The following is an 18,854-nucleotide window of genomic DNA, read 5'->3' as shown; positions in this document are numbered from 1 at the left end:
GTTTCTTGGATCGGTCTTTGCTAGAACTTTATCGTATTTTCAAGGTATTGCAGGGCATTTTGTCACTTTGCAAAAATAACAAAAAATTCTCCAAGTGGTCAGTTTTTAACTGCCAATTTTAGGAACGCACTAGTTTCCAATAATTTCTATATCCTCTTCCTTAATATTTGGCAACGCGTACGAGTGTTGCTTTGAGCGAGAGCCTTCGCCCTGCGCTCTAGGCGGATAATAGGTTTCTTTTTCTACGTTGTAAGCGGAAAACACTTCGTCGAGAGCTGCTCTTATTTCACTTAGGGTTTTATCTAAGTTCGCATTGAAGTCTGGACGTTTACGCTTAGTGTGACCCAACTCGATAAGTCGGCCGAAGCACTTGTTTGCTAATGTCATTAGCTCTTGCGGTACATCTTTATGAGGAGGCAGTGGTTCAAATGGATTATCTATGCAATACCTAACTAGCGCGGTATAGAAACATAGTGGCTTATTCTGAAGTGTCACCGCTTTCTCATCTATACCGTTAGAAATTGTCTTATCTTTCAGATTAATCACGAGCTTGGGAGTGGGGGGGACGATTTCTTCAACAGCGTTCCGCTTTTTTCTCGTTCTGTTTGAAACAAAAAATAGTGGTGATATAAGTAATGAAATAATAAATCCGCCCCAACTAAAGGTTAGAGAGCTTGATGCCGACTTACTACGTAAATTGACATTGATTTCTTGCTCGGCGTTAACAAAATTAACTGGAATTACATTTGGATAAGACTGGAGGTCTTCTGAATCTAAAGTTACTCCCTGAATTCTTTCAACTAAGACTGGGTAACCTTCACGTTTGAGGGTATCGTTTAATCGCCCTAAATATTGGGTAATCGCAAATTGATTTACAGGAGTGTTAAGCGTTTTATTTCCAACATCTAGAAATGCACTATCTAAACTAATTCTTTTTTGTACGTTATCAACGGCTTGATGTAAAGAAGACTGGTGAGACAAAAATTGCGCAATGATTGCTACTATTTGCAGGCTAAATACCAGCGCCAAAGTAATGCATGCAATAACTGTCCGAGATCTGAAATGAATTCTCTTATTACCCATTATTTACACCCTTCTTCTAGCGCAATGGTTTTGTAATAGGGTCTAGGGTGAGAAGTCGCGATTTCGTTAACCACTGATTGCATGGCACAGAATAAGTCAGTATTTTGCGTTTGCATTTTTAAATACCACTGCATTCCACTCACACTCTCTTGCAGTGGCGTAGCATAATTTCGGGAAAACTTTTCCTTATCGTCTTCTGCCCAGTACGAGGAGATAATGTCTATTTCTCCAGCAAGTAAAGCCCGCCTTAATTCTTGGTGAGAACTGTAATACACAATATCTATATTACTGTCGCTCAACCCTAAGTTATGCATAACAGTTTTTGGGATAATATGTCCAGAACGACTACTTGGATAATCGAGTAGACCAATACGCTTACCTAAAAGATATTCTTTAGAAAGCTGTGGCCTCTCACGTATTGCAATTAAGAAGGCTGAATAATCAGGGTGTGAGGCAATTTTTGTAAAACCATAAATCTCATCTGCGCCAAACGCATCTACTACGTTGCTCTTAACCAATATTAAATCGACCACACCGTAGTTTATATATCGAAAAGTATCGTAATCGTTTTGTCCAATAGTAACTTTTACCTTACCGTATTGGCGTTTTATCGTGTAGTTGCTGCATAACTTCTCGCTCGCCATTTTAGCAATTTCCGCGTCAGTAACATAAACAGAAAATACGTCTGTATTACCCACCAACCCCGTTTTGCAGGTCAAATATTGACCAGTCTGAGGGGCGACATCGGCATAATATCCTGAGTTTTGAAAATAGTTTATCGTGCCGCAAGTAATAGCAGCGAGAACAAGTAAAACCCACTTTCCGGAAGCAATAAGTCTGAGATTCGTCAAAAAAACGACCAAATGAATTAACGATTTATCGGGCAATTTCATCAGTTAAGGTTATTTATTGCAATAGATAAATTTATTTGAAACTATTAAAGTTCTGATAAATAAAGTTTTTTTGTGGGTAAACCTGATTTTTATTAAACGCTGTTTATTAGTTTGAGTTGTGCAAAGAATAAAGACGCTTAAGCAATAGGCGCCTAAAAAAATAAAAAAGTTAAATTTACTTGACCACTTGGTCAAGTTTTGCGAATAAATTAGGCCACGAAAAATTGCTAAGTGATTAAAAAATATCACTTATTGTAATAAATCTGACACAGAGCTCATTAACAATCCCTGCCGTCAAATTGGTGATGAACTTTCTAACTGATTTATTACTTGCATTGAGACAAACGCTTTTTAAATAACCCAATAAGTTTTTACAAAAAGGGAAACACACATGAAAACACCCGCTAAGCTTACCCGAGTAGCGTTGGCAGTGGCATTAACGGTAGGCGTTGCTACTACTGCAGTAGCTGCCTCAGGTCAATCTTCTGCAATGCGTGGTTCAATCGTTGGACCTCAAGGTAATCCTGCTGCTGGCTCTACGATCACGATTCTTCACCAACCATCAGGAACAGTTAAAGAGCTACAAGTAAACGAAGAAGGTGCATTCTCTGCATTGGGTCTTCGCGTAGGCGGTCCATACACAATAATTATTGAATCGGAAAAGTTTCAAGACAAAGTTATTGAAGATGTATACCTTACATTGAATGACACATTCAATCTTAAAGCTCAATTAGACTCTTTAGCTGACGTTGAACGTATTACCGTTACTGGTGCACAGCTTTTTAATGATAACCAGGGTTCAAGCTCTACCTTCGGTCAAAAGGCAATTGAAAACACGCCTACGTTTAACCGTGATTTAAAAGATGTTGTTCGTCTTAACCCACTCGCTGTAGTAAGTGCTGATGGCAATGAGCTAAGCGTTGCTGGTGCCAACCCTAAGTTCAATTCACTTACTATTGACGGTGTAGGGGTAAACGATACATTTGGCCTAAATAGCAATGGTTATCCTGCACAACGTCCTCCTATTTCTCTTGATGCAGTAGAACAAATTTCAATTAATGTCGCTCCGTTTACCGCGCGTGCTGGCAAATTCACTGGTGGTAGCTTAGACGTAGTAACCAAATCGGGCACGAACGAGTTCGGTGGAACGGTTTTCTATGAAAAAGTCCCTTTCACAGGTGATGCATATAACGACAAAATCGATGAAGAATTTGACGTAGACAATGAAGAAGTTTCGTTTGGTGCATCACTTGGTGGCGCGCTTATTCAAGATACCTTGTTTTTCTTTGCTTCATATGAAGAATGGGAAGAAGAAGTAGCGTTTAACTACGACATGGATTCTCTTGACGGTCACAACGTTACAAACGAGCAAGTAGATACATTTTTAAATACGCTTAGTAGTGTATACGGCTTAACTGATACAAAAGGCACTGCACCTTCACCAGACAGTGATAAAAAAACGCTTATCAAGCTAGACTGGAACATCAACAGCGATCATCGCGCTGATTTTACGTATAGCTATCAAGATAATAGTTCTGCTCGTAACTATACTGACAGGAATTCTCAACTGAATATGACGTCTAATGGATGGTCGCAAGATTCAGAAACCACCATTTATACCGGTCATGTATATTCATACTGGACAGACGACTTCTCATCTGAAATTAGTATTTCTTATAAAGATTACACGCAAGCGTCAAATACAAATTCAGACTGGGGCGAAATCAACGTTAGAACTGGAACCGGTACGATTGTCGCGGGCCAGGATGAGAACCGTCACGCTAATGTGCTGAAGAATGAAGTATGGACACTAGGTTTCCACGGTGTATATCTTGCTGGCGACGTTGAGTATAAGTTCGGTCTAGAGATGGAAGATACATGGAACTATAACGTTTATGGACGTGACTCAGCGGGCACTTGGTCGTTTGACAGTTTAGAAGACTTCGCAAACCGTGCACCAGACCTGGTTGAATACTCAAATGCGTATACAAACGATATCAATGATATCGCCTACGATGTTGATAGCACACTTTATACAGCATATGGCGAAGCCAACTTTGAGCTATTTGAAGATTTTGAAGTAACAGCAGGTTTACGTGTTGAATATCTGACAGTTGAAGATTCACCATTGTTGAATCAGAACTTTCTTGATACCTACAACTTTGCCAACACAGAAAACCTAGACGGCAACACTATGGTGCTTCCACGTCTTGGGTTTGAGTGGTCAATTAATGAAGATCTTACTTTACGCGGTGGTGTAGGTCGTTTCACTGGTGGTTCTCCACTTGTTTGGATTTCGAACGCCTACACTAAAAACGGTGTAGCGTTGGACCAGTATTCGACAAAAAGTATCGCGCCAGAGAACGTAATGTTTGATCAAGTGCCTCAGGTGCTTAAAGATCAGCTTTCAATCGGCTCAGGTTCTACCAACTCAATTGACCCTGATTTCGATATGCCGTCTGATTGGCGCTATCAAATCGCAGCTGATTATATCTTCGACGTAGAAGGCTTAGGCAACAACTTCTCGTGGACAACGGAATTAACTTACGTTGACAAGAAAGATGCTGCAGCGTGGGTTGAGTTAGCCAGAACGCCTGATGTGACTCTTTCAGATGGCCGTATTATTTACGGTAGTGTTTACGATGGTACAGACAATGCTGGAAACTACGATATACAACTGACGAACGCATCTGACGGTGGCCGAAGCATTCTGTTCACTACTGCGTTAGGTAAACAATGGGACAACGGTATTAGCCTAAATATGTCATATACGCATCAAGACATTACTGAGGGCGCGCCTGGAACAAGTTCTACAGCAGAGTCTAACTTTATTTACAATATTGCAACGAACCGCAATGAGCCAAATGTTGATACTGCGTATTTTGAAGTGCCGCACCGCTTTGTATTAAACCTTGGTTATACGCATCAGTTCTTTGCCGGTTACAATACAGACTTTAACCTGTTCTTTGAAAGACGTTCAGGTCGTCGCTTCTCTCACACATTGGGCCTCTACAACGACCCTGACTTCGGTGATCAATTTGGTATCAATGGCGGTGATTACCAGATTTACATTCCTGAAGGTCCGAATGATCCACTTATGGACTTCGAAGGTGGTTTAAGCTACGAAGAAATCATGGAAGTAGTGACAGCGGCAGGCCTTGAAGGCTATGCGGGTTCTATCATTCCTAAAAATACGGGTTCTCAGCCTTGGATCACGTCAATGGACCTTTATATTTCTCAGGAAGTACCAGGGTTCTATGATGACCACAAAGGAAAGGTTTACCTTTCAATCGAGAACTTCGCAAACTTGTTGAATGACGACTGGGGTAAAGTGTATCAAGTCGAGTATTCAAGTGTTGATTTGTTTGACTTACAGGGTGTTAATGAGAACAATCAGTACCAGTATACCAATGCGTATGATGGAAACGCGGGTCAAAACTGGGATGAGTTCGAAGTGGATGAGTCTACGTGGCGTATTAAAGTGGGTGTTAGATATACGTTCTAATGCCTAGCAGCTAACGTTACAAACGTATTAAAAAGCCAATTGTGTCAAAGCAATTGGCTTTTTTTATATCTCAACGCCCTAAAAACGTAGAAAGAACGGGCAATTCTTTGTTTCATTTTCGCGTTTTGTCACATAGCAGACATAATTCGCCTATACTATTTATTTACTTTTCAAGACAGAATGTTGACAGCCTGTTTTTTGTGTCACAAAACTGTCATAGTTATAATTCATGAATTTTTGATTCATGCTTAAAATATTATCAGGTAAGCGGTGAAGTAGCTCTGCAAACATAACTAAATATAAGGGAAACACACATGAGTTCATCAGCTAAATTCAGTCGCATTGCTGCTGCGGTTGCGCTGTCAATCGGTTTGTCTACAACTGCAATGGCACAAGAAACGTCATCTGCAATGCAAGGGAGAATTCTTACCCCTACAGGTGCTCCAGCAGCTGGTACTACAATTACAGTCATCCACGAGCCGTCAGGTACAACTCGTGAAGTGGTTGTAGGCGATAACGGTACATTTAACTTACGTGGTCTTCGCGTTGGTGGTCCTTACACAATCGTAGTTGACTCAAATGAGTATCAAGATACGACAATTGATAGCGTGTTCTTAGAGTTGGGTAATCCATTCGGTCTCAACCTAACACTAGATGACCAAAGCAACATCGAAGTAATCTCGGTTAGTGGCAGCAGTATTGCGGCAACAGCCTTTGGAACCACAGGCCCGCAAACTGTTTTTGATATTGAGTCTCTTCAAAATGCACCTGCAATCAACCGCAGTATCGGAGACATTGTTCGTGCTGACCCACGTGTATTTCTTAACGAAGCAGGCAATGATGCGATTAGTTGTGGTGGCCAAAGTCCACGTTTTAACAGCTTAACGCTCGACGGTATTCGCTTAAACGATGCGTTTGGTCTAAATAGCAACGGTTTTCCTACTGAACGTCAGCCATTCTCATATGACGCTATTGACCAAGTAGCCGTTGAGCTTGCTCCGTTCGACGTAGAGTATGGTGGCTTTACGGCATGTAACATCAACGCAGTAACCAAGTCTGGTACCAACGAAGTAAAAGGCAGTGCGTTCTATGACTTCACTAGCGATTCATACCGCGGTGAAGAAGTGAATGGGGTAGAGCGTGACAATGGTAACTACACAGAGCGTCGTTATGGTGTTAACGTTGGTTTCCCTTTAATCGAAGACACTTTATTTTTCTTCGGTTCTTATGAAAAGTTAGAGGGAGTACAGCTTTTCGATTACAATGCGTTAGGTGGAACGGTTTCTCAAGACGAGATTGATCAAGTCGCAGAAATTGCACAACGCGTCTATGGCTACGATGTCGGTGGATTACCAGGTTCAGCGCCGGTAGAAGATGAAAAGATCCTAATTAAATTAGACTGGAACATTTCCGACGCGCATCGTGCAAACTTAGTTTACAACTGGAACGATGGTTTCAGTATTAGCCAGTCTGATGGTGGTTCAAGCCGCCTCTCTCTCGGTAATCACTTTTACGAGCGTGGCGCTGAGCTAACTACTATAGTAGGTTCACTTTTCTCTGACTGGACAGACGATTTTTCGACAGAGCTTCGTATTGGCCACACCGACTTAGACAACCGTCAAATTTCTCTAGACGCAGCGTCTGGCTTCGGTGAAGCACAGATTGGCACTGCAGATGGTGGTACTATCTACATTGGTCCAGATGATTCTCGTCAGTCAAACAACCTGGATTACACAGTATTCAACTTTAAGTTGGCGGGTACTTACTATTACGGCGATCACACGATAACTGCTGGTGTAGAATACGAAGAACTTGATGTTTTCAACTTGTTTATGCAGCACACTGTAGGTGAATATCGCTTCCTAAGTATTGCTGATTTTGAAGCAGGCCTAGCTGATCAGATTTACTATAACAACTCTGCAGGTACGAATAATCCAGATGATGCAGCGGCATCTTTTAAGCAAGACATTACTACCTTCTACATTCAGGATGAGTTCTATCTTACTGACGACCTGAAAATTATGGCTGGTCTACGCTATGAAAGATATGGATCTGACGACACGCCGACAGCTAACCAAAACTTCGCAAACCGCTATGGTTTCCCTAACACCATGAATGTTGACGGCCTAGATCTAATTCAACCGCGTGTTGGCTTTAACTACACAGTTAATGACGACCTGGAAATTCGCGGTGGTTTCGGACTATTTTCTGGTGGTAACCCGAACGTTTGGATTTCAAATGCCTACTCTAACGACGGTGTAACTAACGTTGGTACTTCAGTGAACCGTTTCGGCAGCGACATTCCAGGGTTTGTACGTGGTGAAACATCAATTCTAGATATCGATCTTTCTGGCGAAGGCCGCCCCATTTACGACGCGCCACAGGCCATGGTTGATTTAGTAGCAAACACTAGCCTTACTGATGGTGATGCTCAGGTAAATGCGACTGACCCAGACTTTGAAATTCCTTCAGAGTGGAAATACAACTTGGGTGCAACGTGGACAGCGCCGGGCGATTACTTAGTAACGGCTGATATCATCTATACTGACCGTCGCGACGCACCAATTGTTCGCGAAGCTAACATTGAACGTACTAACGAAACTACATTCGATGGCCGCCCTATTTATACTTCAATTGATGGAGGCCGCCGTTTAGGGCAAGACTACATTCTGGGGAACGTAAGTGGCGACAGCGGTAGCACGCTGCTAATCTCTGGTGCCATTTCTAAAGAATGGGATAACGGCATTGACGCTACGCTAGGTTACTCTTACGTGGACGCTGAAGATGCGCACCCAATGACTAGCTCTACAGCAGGTTCGAACTTCGAGAATGTTGCGGTAACTGACGTTAATAATCCTGGGGTGGCAACGTCTGACTATGCCATTAAACATCGTTTCACGTTTAACCTTGGTTATGCGCATGAGTTTTTCGATGGCTACGAAACTAGCTTCAACTTATTCATGACAGCTAACGAAGGCCAGCCGTATTCTTTCGTTTATGGCGATAATGGAGCGTTTGGCTGGGACAGTGCAGATTTCCGACAACTGCTTTATGTACCAACTATTGATGACGCAAACGTAACATTCGTAGATAACGTAGATAGTGATGGTGTGGTACTACAAACCGCTGAAGAGGCGCGTACAGGTTTCAATGAGTTTGTTGAAGCCTACGGCTTAACTCGTGGTGAAGTTGTAGGGCGCAACACAGAAACATCTAAATGGTGGTTCAAAGCAGATATTCGTATTTCCCAAGAGCTTCCTGGTTTCATGGACGGTCACAAAGCTAGTGCGTTCTTTGTTATCAACAACGTAACTAACTTACTGAATGACGATTGGGGGGATTTCCGCCAAGGTTCAACACGTCTAAATGTAGTAGATGTTAATCTGAATGATGCAGGTGTTTATGAATACAGTAATTTTGGTATGCCAGCAGAAAACGTTCAGCGCGACGCGTCTCTATGGGAAATGCGTATAGGTGTTAACTACCGCTTCTAATAGCGATGGTTAATTTCCCCTACAACACGTTGTAGTGTTAGGTGCCACTCTCCTTGACAGGAAGTGGCACTTTTTTATGCCTGCGATTTATCTCACTCATTTGCTACTAATCGATCCTTCTCTTTTTTTATGATCTAAGACCCTCCACCACACGAATCAATTGGCGTTACATTTTTAAATGCTCGCAAGGAGGGCTTATGACAAAACGTATGCTAATGGTAATGACGTCTCACGACATTATGGGTGATACAGGAAAGAAGACCGGCATGTGGTTAGAGGAGTTCGCAGCGCCATATTACGCATTTAAAGACCAAGGCTATACTATCACGCTGGCATCACCGATGGGCGGGCAGGTGCCTATTGATCCCAATAGTCTTGCTGATGATGCGATGACAGATGACGCTATACGTTACACCAACGATGAGATAGCACGAAGTGCGATGGCGTCAACTATTCCCCTTGAAGACGTGCGTGCGGAGGAGTTTGACGCGGTCTTCTATCCCGGCGGACACGGACCTTTATGGGATCTCTCAGATAACGCTCACTCTATCAAGCTAATTGAAGACACTATAGCTGCAAATAAGCCTGTTGGCGCGGTGTGTCATGCACCAATTGTACTGAAAGATGTCAAAACAGCTGATGGTAAATATTTGGTGGAAGGCAAGTCGGTTACCGGCTTCTCGAACAGCGAAGAAGCTGCAATGGAGCTGACTGATGTTGTGCCTTATCTTGTTGAAGATGAGTTGGTGAAGAAAGGCGGTAATTACGAAAGTGTAGATGATTTTGCCGTAAAGGTTTGTACAGACGGGCTATTGGTTACTGGACAAAATCCTCCATCGTCACGGCCTGCGGCTGATGCCCTTATCAAGCTTCTGTCTTGATCGACGCTAAAACCCTATAAATATTGAAACCGCATTACTCATGCGGTTTCTTTGTCTCTAGTAACTAAGATTTCGCTCGAAGCGCTCTTCGAGCAATAGAGCGTTTAATCGTGTCAATAAACAACATCGCTTTGGTTAGACGTTTTCAAACAGGTCTTCGACACGCTGTCTTAATTCTTCAATTTTAGATACATCTGCCGGAGCAATAAAAATAGTGTCATCACCCGCGATGGTACCTAAAACTCCGTCCTTCTTACTTAGTGAGTCGAGCAAACGCGCAATGAGCTGTGCGGCTCCTGGACTTGTTCTGATGATCACCATAACGTTGTTGTGCACAATATCCAGTACAAGCTGTTTCAACGGGCTTTTGGCCGTTGGCATACCCAACTCAGGGGGAAGACAATAAACCATATCACCGCGAGCGTTACGCGTTCTAACTGCGCCGAACTTGCTTAACATTCTAGAAATTTTTGATTGACTGATGTTGTCAAAACCTTGTGCTTTTAAAGCATCAACAATCTCGCCCTGTGAACCGTAACTTTCTGCTTTAAGAATTTCTTTAAAAGCTTTGATGAGTAGCTCTTGTTTTGCGTTTGCCATTAGCGCTCTTTTCTTTTTTTGAGGGTTATCGTTAGGAATTATATTTAGTATGCGCATATTGTGCCGTACAGGTGGACTTTGCGCAATTTCTTTGCATAATCATTCATGATAATGAATATCGACATAAAATCGCCATAAATAACGTTAATAAGACGATCCGGTGATTGAGTTTTCCCCCGCGTTGCATTAGTGTGACGTTCCGTTTAAATACGTGAAGTAATCCCATAGGAGAAATGGTATGAAAGTAGCCGTGTTAGGTGCTGCCGGTGGTATTGGTCAGGCGCTGTCTTTGTTGTTGAAAACACAATTACCAGCAGGTTCAGATTTAGCGCTTTACGACGTAGCGCCAGTTGTTCCTGGTGTTGCCGTTGATTTGAGCCACATCCCCACTGCGGTAAAAGTAACCGGTCACGGTAAAGATGACCTTGCTGATGCACTAACTGGAGCAGACGTAGTTCTCATTCCAGCGGGTATGCCTCGTAAGCCAGGTATGGATCGTTCTGATCTGTTCAACATCAACGCCGGCATTGTTAAAAACCTAATTGAAGGTGTAGCTGATAACTGCCCGAACGCGTGTGTTGGTATCATCACTAACCCAGTTAACACTACTGTTGCTATTGCAGCTGAAACGCTAAAAGCCAAAGGCGTTTACGACAAGAACAAGCTTTTCGGTGTAACGACACTAGACGTTATCCGCGCAGAGACTTTTGTTGCTGAGCTTAAAGGTGTAGACGTATCTTCTGTGCACGTACCGGTAATCGGTGGTCACTCTGGTACAACTATCCTTCCTCTTCTTTCACAAGTTGAAGGTGTTGAGTTTACAGACGAAGAAGTTGCTAGCCTAACTACTCGTATTCAAAACGCGGGTACTGAAGTGGTTGAAGCGAAAGCGGGCGGCGGCTCTGCAACTCTTTCAATGGGTCAAGCAGCAGCACGCTTCTGTTTGTCTCTTGTTGCAGCAATGCAAGGTGAGAACGTAGTTGAGTACACGTATGTACAAACTGACGACAGCGACGACGCAGCATTCTTTGCACACCCAGTACGCCTTGGCGCAAACGGTGTTGAAGAAATCTTGCCATACGGCGAGCTTAGCGCGTTCGAAGAAAAAGCGAAAAACGATATGCTCGAAGGCCTGCGCGGCGACATCAAGCTAGGCGTTGACTTCGTAAACGGCTAATCGGATAACATCATTGGCGGAACTTTGAACGCAGATCCGCCGTGAATACGTCCATGTAGGCTTCGCCACCGCATCCCTGCGGTGGAGAGCCTGCTTATCAAACTTCCCCCAATTCAATACGTCACCCAACAATCTTTGACAAACTCATTAATTGGGAAAAAGTAAGTCTGTTACGACCTTACGTATCCAGCTTTTTTGTTGAGTCCATGTAGGCTTCGCCATGGTAACCTTGGTACGGTTGAGCCAGCTTATCAAATTTCTTAACTCCTATTCCTCATTCATGTCCTTTCAAATAAGTCATAACTTGAGAAAGAAGCTGCGCAGTTAAAATATTATAAAGCTCGCGCTTTGGCATTTAATGCATTGCAAAAAAAAGCCTGCTCAATAGGCAGGCTTCTAATTAAAACGTCAAGCGCTTAACTGGGCATTAGCCCGTGTTACGCATACCGATAGCGATACCCGCGATGGTTACCATCATGGCGCGCTCTAGACTGGTGTTTTGTGCATCGTCACCAGCTTTACGGATGCGATCGAGAAGCTCAATTTGCAAGTAATGAAGGGGCTGAAGGTATCCTGCGCGGATCTCCATCGACTCTTTACCCTGCGGGTCGTTCTTCATGATGTCGTCATCACCTGTGATAGCCAAGAGTGACGAGATGCTTTCTTTAAGCTCGCTGCGCAGCGCCTCACCAAAGTGTTTAAGCTCTTTAGGTACCAAGCGCTCGTCATAGGCTTCGCTAATACGTGGGTCGGCTTTGTGGAACACCATGTCTAGCATTGAAAGACGCGAACGATAGAACGGCCATTCGCTGAACATCTCGTTAACCACTTTTTCATTTTCCGGAGTCTTGACGCTATCAATAGCGCGCATAACACCTAGCCAGCTTGGCAGTACTAAACGGGTTTGAGCCCAAGCGAAGATCCATGGGATAGCACGTAGGCTTTCAATTCCGCCCTGAGGCTTACGCTTCGCGGGGCGGCTGCCTAGAGGTAGTTTACCCAACTCTTGCTCTGGCGTTGCTACACGGAAGTAAGGTACGAACTCTTCATCATGTCTTACCGTTGCGCGGTAGTTATCGCGACCTTGTGCGGCCATTGCGGTAATAAGCTCGCGCCATTCTTCTTTTGGTGCCGGAGGCGGGAACAACATTGCTTCAATTATGGCGCTGGCGTAAATACCTAGGCTGCGTTTAGCCAGCTTAGGCATACCGAATTTATAGCGAATAGTCTCGCCCTGCTCGGTAACGCGGAAGCCACCGTCTAATGAGCCAGGAGGCTGAGAGTAGATAGCTGCATGTGCAGGCAAGCCACCACGACCAATCGTACCACCACGACCGTGGAATAGGGTCAGGCTTACGTCAAATTCATCAGCAATGGCTACAAGCGCTTCTTGCGACTGGTACTGTGCCCAGCCTGCTGCAAGTGCACCAGCGTCTTTTGCTGAATCAGAATAACCAATCATAACGAACTGACGGCCTTTCACGTAACCGCGATACCAGTCGATTGATAGAAGTTTGCGCATTACGTCAGGTGAGTTGTTCAAATCGTCTAGCGTTTCGAACAATGGCGCTACTGGCATTGGCCAATCTACACCACTTTCTTGAAGAAGCAGTTGTACCGCCATGACGTCTGATGGCTCGCTTGCCATAGAAATAATGTAAATTCCAAAGCCATGTTTGCTGTGTTTTGCAATCACCTTACAGGTATCAAGCACTTCTTTTACGTCGTCAGACGCATCCCATTGGGCTGGAAATAGTGGGCGTTTAGAACCAAGCTCACGTAACAGGAACGCTTGCTTGTCGGCTTCGCTCCACTGTGCGTAGTCGCCAAGGCCAAGATAACGAGTTAGCTCGCTAAATACGTCGGCGTGACGCTCAGAGTCCTGGCGTACATCTAGGCGTAGGAGGTGTATGCCGAAAACACGTGCACGGCGAATGGTGTCTAGTAACAGACCGTTTGCTACAACCTGCATACCGCAATCTAACAGTGACTGGTAGCAAAGCATTAGCGGCTCGATTAGCTCATCGTCGTTTTCTATCCAGCTTGAAGTCTCTGGATTTTTACCTGCTAGGTAGTCGCTAATGCCATCGCGGGTGGCAATGAACTTGTCAACCAGCGGACGTAGAAGGGCGCGGTATGGCTCGTTGGCGTCGCCCACTTTTTCGCGCAACGCGTCGTTACAGTCATACATCGACAGCTCAACTTGCAAGCGATCAAGATCTATCGCGAAAAGCTTGGCTGCACGTTTTCTAGCAAGCAATAGTACTTGCTCAGTCACTTTTGACGTTACAAATGGGTTGCCGTCTCTATCGCCGCCCATCCAGGAGCTAAATTGAACAGGTGACGCATCTAGCGGCAGTGAAACCTTATAATCTTCATTTAAACGGCCATCAAGCTCGCGCATGAAGTCAGGCACGGCTTCCCACAATGAATTTTCGATAACAGAGAAGCCCCAGCGTGCTTCGTCAACTGGCGTTGGACGCACGGAACGAATTTCTTCGGTGTGCCAAGCCTGCGCAATTAGATCTGCAATACGGGTTTCAATTTTTTTGCGCTCTACGTCACTGAGCGACGATTGATGAACCGCTTGTAAGCAATCAGCTAATTCTTTATGTTTATGAATAAGTGTGCGTCGCGTAACCTCAGTGGGGTGCGCAGTCAGTACAAGATCGATGTTTAGCTTTGCAACTGCATCCTGTACTTTTTCGGCAGTTAGTTCGGCTTTATCTAGGTGTTTGAATAGTGCATCGATAGACGCATCTACATTCATTGCTGCATTGTATTCTTGCTCAGCAATGTTGCCCAAATTCAAGAATTGTGCGAAAGCACGGCCAACAGTAAGCAAATCGCTGTCAGACATTGTTTTGAAAGTTTCTTTCAGTTCTTCGCTACATGTAGCGTCTCCCTGATAGGAAGCTCGGCCGCCTTTACGAATCTTTTCAATACGGTCTAGCCACTCCTGACCCAATTGATTTTTGATTGTTTCACCCAAGGTTTTACCCAGGTATCGAACGGTATCTTTCAGTTCAGCATCATAGTGTGTTTGCATGCTATCCTCCTAAATATATGGCCTTAACCATACTGTGTCCGTAGCGACTTGTCTAACCACTTTCGGTTATAATTTACAACATTTTGATACTTTTGCACCCCAGTTAACATTGCTCAAAGCAAGATATTTTGTGGTGTGATACACTCTTGCACCGGAAAATGCAGAAACATTCTCGCGCTAAGCGTTTTGTTTGATATTTGTACTGCATTTGTAATTTAATTTCAGGAGTTCTTGTGACTGATACATTCAATACAGTAGAAACCCAAGCAAGTTACGGCATTGGTTTTCAAATGGGTCAACAATTACAATCAAATCCATTTGATGGACTAGCAATTGATGCTGTTGTAGCTGGCCTAAAAGACGCCTTCGCAGGTCAAGCGCCTCAGGTTGATAACGACACACTACGTGACGCGTTCGGCGAAATTCACAAGCGTATGCAAGCGGCTAAAGAAGAGGCGAGCAAAGCGGTTATTGAAGAAGGCACAAAGTACCTTGAAGAAAACGCAAAACGTGACGAAGTAACCGTAACTGAATCTGGTCTTCAGTATGAAGTTATCGCTGAGGGTGACGGTGAAACACCAGTTGCATCTAGCACTGTACGTGTTCACTACCACGGTACACTTATCAACGGCACTACGTTTGACAGCTCTTACGAGCGCGGCCAGCCAGCTGAATTCCCAGTAGGCGGTGTGATTAAAGGTTGGACTGAAGCACTTCAACTTATGAAAGTAGGTGCTAAGTACCGTTTATACGTGCCACATGATCTTGCTTACGGTGAGCAAGGTGCGGGTGCAGCAATCGCTCCATACAGCACGCTTATCTTTGACGTAGAGCTTCTTGACGTTCTAGGTTAATGTTTTGTTCACAGGTGTGCAGCGCTGTGCACCTGTGTCCATGTCTTATTCATAGTTCATAGCGTTTTAAAAATTAGCCCCCACTGCGTTAAATTTAGCGTTATGGTCTGATGTTTTTCCCTTTCTTCTCTCTTTATCTCGTAAATATAAAGCAAACCTAAATTTGGCATGTTGTTTCATTGGTGTCGCCTTGCGTTTGCGATATGCTAGGCTTCCATCTGCTCCGAGTTGTTATCAGTGGCTTCGGCATTACAATAGCCCCACGCTCAAATAAGGAAAATTATTATGGTTATCAAGCCTAAAGTGAGAGGCTTCATTTGTACAAACGCGCACCCGGTAGGCTGTGCTAAAGCGGTTGATGAACAAATTGCTTATGTAGAAGCAAAAGGTGACTTAGGCGAAGGCCCTAAAAATGTACTGGTTATTGGTAGCTCAACAGGCTATGGCTTAGCGTCACGCATTACCTCTGCGTTTGGTTATGGCGCAAAAACATTAGGTGTTTGCTTTGAAAAAGCGCCAACAGAACGTAAAACAGGGACTGCTGGTTGGTACAACACTGCAGCATTCCATGAAAAAGCCAAAGCAAAAGGCTTGTATGCAGATACTATTAATGGCGACGCCTTTTCTGATGAAATCAAAAACGAAGCCATCGAAAAAATCAAAGCTGAAATGGGCAAGGTTGATTTGGTCATTTATAGCCTTGCATCCCCGCGTAGAACTGACCCTGAAACAGGCGTGACGTATAAATCTACGCTTAAGCCAGTAGGGCAGGCGTACACAACAAAAACCTACGATACTGATAAAGACAAAGTACATGAGGTATCGCTAGAGCCAGCCAACGACGAAGAAATCCTTAACACCATCAAAGTGATGGGCGGCGAAGATTGGGAGCGTTGGATGGACTTTTTACGCGAGGCCGATGTGCTTGCAGAGGGCTGTAAAACCACCGCATATACTTATATCGGTAAAGAGCTAACATGGCCTATTTACGGTCAAGCGACGATTGGTAAAGCGAAAGAAGACCTAGATCGCGCTGCTGCAGCTATCATTGGTAAAAACAGTAGCCTATTAGTACAGGCCAACGTGAGTTCGTTAAAAGCACTAGTGACTCAAGCAAGCTCTGCGATCCCCGTTATGCCGCTTTATATTTCGCTTATTTACAAAGTGATGAAAGAAGAAGGGACGCATGAAGGCTGTATTGAACAAATTCTTGGCTTGTTCACACAGTGTCTGTTTGGCAATACTCCAACGTTAGATGAAGCAAATCGCTATCGCATGGACGGCAAAGAAACCAACGACGCTACCCAAGCGAAAATTAAAGCGCTATGGGATCAAGTGACACAAGAGAATTTTCATGACTTAAGTGACTACAAAGGTTACCACCATGAGTTCTTAAAGCTGTTTGGTTTTGATATTGACAGCGTTGATTACGACAGTGAAGTTGACCCATTGGTTAAGTGGTAAAACCTAAACTTACTATTAATTAACCTAATGCTAATATGTGCAAAAGCCGTCTGATTTGACGGCTTTTTTGTACCTAATAATAAACCGATATCGGGTATGGATTCGCAAAATGTAAATGAATAAGACCAAAGGTTTACATTAAATTGTAGAAAAATTTGCCTTTATCTTGAAATAGCGTGGCACAAACGTATGGGTTAATGCTAAAATCCCGAAATTAAGTAGGGGTCTTTTCTGTCTCTACCAAAACAACAGCAGCGAATGCAGCTACACAACAACAAAAATAAGTGTAAATTTCTGCTGGTGGTCTATAAAGAAAGGGCGAGTTAAGCGTCCGCAAAGGAATTGTGCGTTACGGCTTCATAACAGGCTGACCGTAGCAATTGCAGCAAGTTCCATCAATCAAAAACGAAAAGGTGTTCTACACCTGTTAATAGTGCGCTTTTGCATGCTGACAGGCAGGTTTTCTGCGGTCATGCAAAAGGGTATTTCTATTAGAGTAGTGCGATTACATATGATAAAAATCAAGAAAGGTCTCGACCTCCCAATTGAGGGAGCGCCAAAGCAGGAGATTGCTGATGCATCTGCTGCAACGCGCGTTGCCATTCTGGGAGAAGAATATGTGGGTATGCGCCCTACCATGCACGTCCAAGTTGGCGATGTAGTGAAGAAAGGTCAGGTACTTTTTGAAGACAAAAAGAACCCTGGCGTTAAATTCACTGCCCCAGCGGCGGGTGAAGTGGTAGAGGTTAACCGTGGTGCAAAACGTGTTCTTCAGTCTGTAGTTATCAAAGTGAACGGCAGCGATGCTGTAACATTTGATAAAATTGCAGCTGACCAGATCGCGAACGCTTCACGCGAGCAGCTTCAGTCAATCCTTGTAGAGTCTGGCATGTGGACAGCGTTCCGTACGCGTCCATTTAGCAAATCTCCTAAGCTAGACTCTGTTCCAAGTTCAATTTTCGTTACAGCGATGGATACCAATCCACTAGCAGCCGATCCTGCTGTGATTATTGCTGAGCGCCAAGACAATTTCGTAAATGGTCTTAAAGCGTTAACGCAATTGAGCGGCGGCAAGACTTACGTTTGTAAAGCGGCAGGTGCTTCTGTTGCTACTGGCGATGCGGCAGTTGATGTTGAAGAATTTGGCGGTCCTCACCCTGCGGGCCTACCGGGTACTCACATCCACTTCCTTGATTCTGCTGGCATGAACAAAACGGTTTGGCACATCAACTACCAAGACGTAATGGCTATTGGCGCATTGCTAACTACGGGTGAACTAGATAACCGTCGTGTTATTTCACTTGCAGGTCCTGCAGCAACCAACCCTCGCCTAGTGCGCACTGTAATAGGCGCAGACTTGACCGAGCTGACTGCTAACGAACAAGTAGACGGTGAAGTACGTGTTGTTTCTGGTTCTGTGCTTAACGGTACCACTGCAATGGGCGTACACGGTTTCTTAGGTCGTTTCCACACCCAAGTTTCACTATTAAAAGAAGGTCACGAGAAGAAATTGTTCGGTTGGATCCTACCTGGTTCAAACCAACACTCAGTGACACGCGCTTACTTAGGTCACCTAAGTGGTAGCAAGAAATTTGATATGACAACAACTACCAATGGTTCAGAACGTTCTATGGTTCCAATTGGTAATTACGAACGCGTTATGCCCCTAGATATCATTCCTACGCTTCTGCTTAGGGACCTGATTTCTGGTGATACTGACGGTGCTCAGACGTTGGGTTGCTTAGAGTTGGACGAAGAAGATTTGGCATTGTGTACTTATGTATGCCCTGGCAAATACAACTACGCTCCTATCTTACGCGACTGTTTGACCACGATAGAGAAAGAGGGTTAAGT

General features: G+C 44.1%; 11 protein-coding genes. 7 read left to right on the top strand and 4 right to left on the bottom strand.

What is annotated here, in order from left to right; translation table 11 throughout:
- Positions 1-129: 129 nt before the first annotated feature.
- Both V7R42_RS18610 and V7R42_RS18605 read right to left on the bottom strand, forming a co-directional pair.
- On the bottom strand, positions 130-1,083 hold the full coding sequence (locus V7R42_RS18610; RefSeq protein ID WP_334022040.1) for a hypothetical protein: 954 nt from the start codon (positions 1,081-1,083) through the stop codon (positions 130-132).
- Positions 1,083-1,976: a hypothetical protein gene (locus V7R42_RS18605; RefSeq protein WP_438823665.1), complete on the bottom strand. Its 894-nt coding sequence runs from the start codon at positions 1,974-1,976 to the stop codon at positions 1,083-1,085. Before V7R42_RS18605 ends, V7R42_RS18610 begins: the two co-directional genes overlap by 1 nt.
- Positions 1,977-2,367: 391 nt before the next feature.
- On the opposite strand from V7R42_RS18605, the gene V7R42_RS18600 reads away from it, so the two are divergent.
- The 3 genes from V7R42_RS18600 (at position 2,368) to V7R42_RS18590 (ending at position 9,856) form a co-directional block, all read left to right on the top strand.
- Positions 2,368-5,481: a TonB-dependent receptor gene (locus V7R42_RS18600; protein WP_334022035.1), complete on the top strand. Its 3,114-nt coding sequence runs from the start codon at positions 2,368-2,370 to the stop codon at positions 5,479-5,481.
- A gap of 314 nt (positions 5,482-5,795) precedes the next feature.
- Positions 5,796-8,975, top strand: coding sequence for a TonB-dependent receptor (locus V7R42_RS18595; protein WP_334022033.1), 3,180 nt, complete (start codon positions 5,796-5,798; stop codon positions 8,973-8,975).
- A gap of 197 nt (positions 8,976-9,172) precedes the next feature.
- Entirely contained in the window at positions 9,173-9,856 is a 684-nt protein-coding gene (locus tag V7R42_RS18590; protein WP_334022031.1) for a type 1 glutamine amidotransferase domain-containing protein, read from the top strand.
- A gap of 135 nt (positions 9,857-9,991) precedes the next feature.
- Here the strand turns inward: V7R42_RS18590 and argR are convergent, their stop codons facing one another.
- Positions 9,992-10,456: a transcriptional regulator ArgR gene (gene argR / locus V7R42_RS18585; protein ID WP_334022029.1), complete on the bottom strand. Its 465-nt coding sequence runs from the start codon at positions 10,454-10,456 to the stop codon at positions 9,992-9,994.
- A gap of 238 nt (positions 10,457-10,694) precedes the next feature.
- Here argR and mdh point away from each other — a divergent pair, with 238 nt between their 5' ends.
- A complete protein-coding gene (gene mdh, locus V7R42_RS18580; protein ID WP_014950802.1) occupies positions 10,695-11,633 on the top strand; it encodes a malate dehydrogenase in 939 nt (312 codons plus the stop codon).
- A 427-nt stretch (positions 11,634-12,060) separates the two neighbouring features.
- On the opposite strand, the gene ppc is transcribed toward mdh, so the two are convergent.
- Positions 12,061-14,682, bottom strand: a complete 2,622-nt coding sequence (gene ppc / locus V7R42_RS18575; protein ID WP_334022026.1) for a phosphoenolpyruvate carboxylase — start codon at positions 14,680-14,682, stop codon at positions 12,061-12,063.
- A 233-nt stretch (positions 14,683-14,915) separates the two neighbouring features.
- Between ppc and V7R42_RS18570 the strand changes: the two genes are divergently transcribed.
- The 3 genes from V7R42_RS18570 (at position 14,916) to V7R42_RS18560 (ending at position 18,852) form a co-directional block, all read left to right on the top strand.
- Positions 14,916-15,536 (top strand): FKBP-type peptidyl-prolyl cis-trans isomerase, encoded by a 621-nt coding sequence (locus tag V7R42_RS18570; RefSeq protein WP_014999633.1) that lies wholly within the window; start codon positions 14,916-14,918, stop codon positions 15,534-15,536.
- Between the two features lie 285 nt (positions 15,537-15,821).
- On the top strand, positions 15,822-17,000 hold the full coding sequence (fabV, locus tag V7R42_RS18565; RefSeq protein WP_334022024.1) for an enoyl-ACP reductase FabV: 1,179 nt from the start codon (positions 15,822-15,824) through the stop codon (positions 16,998-17,000).
- A gap of 511 nt (positions 17,001-17,511) precedes the next feature.
- A complete protein-coding gene (locus V7R42_RS18560; RefSeq protein WP_334022022.1) occupies positions 17,512-18,852 on the top strand; it encodes a Na(+)-translocating NADH-quinone reductase subunit A in 1,341 nt (446 codons plus the stop codon).
- The last annotated feature ends 2 nt before the right edge of the window (positions 18,853-18,854 follow it).

It is taken from the genome of Alteromonas sp. S015 (assembly GCF_036864485.1).
Classification (GTDB): domain Bacteria; phylum Pseudomonadota; class Gammaproteobacteria; order Enterobacterales; family Alteromonadaceae; genus Alteromonas.
Note: the sequence above shows the minus strand (reverse complement) of the source record. Positions and strands in the feature narration are given on the sequence as shown.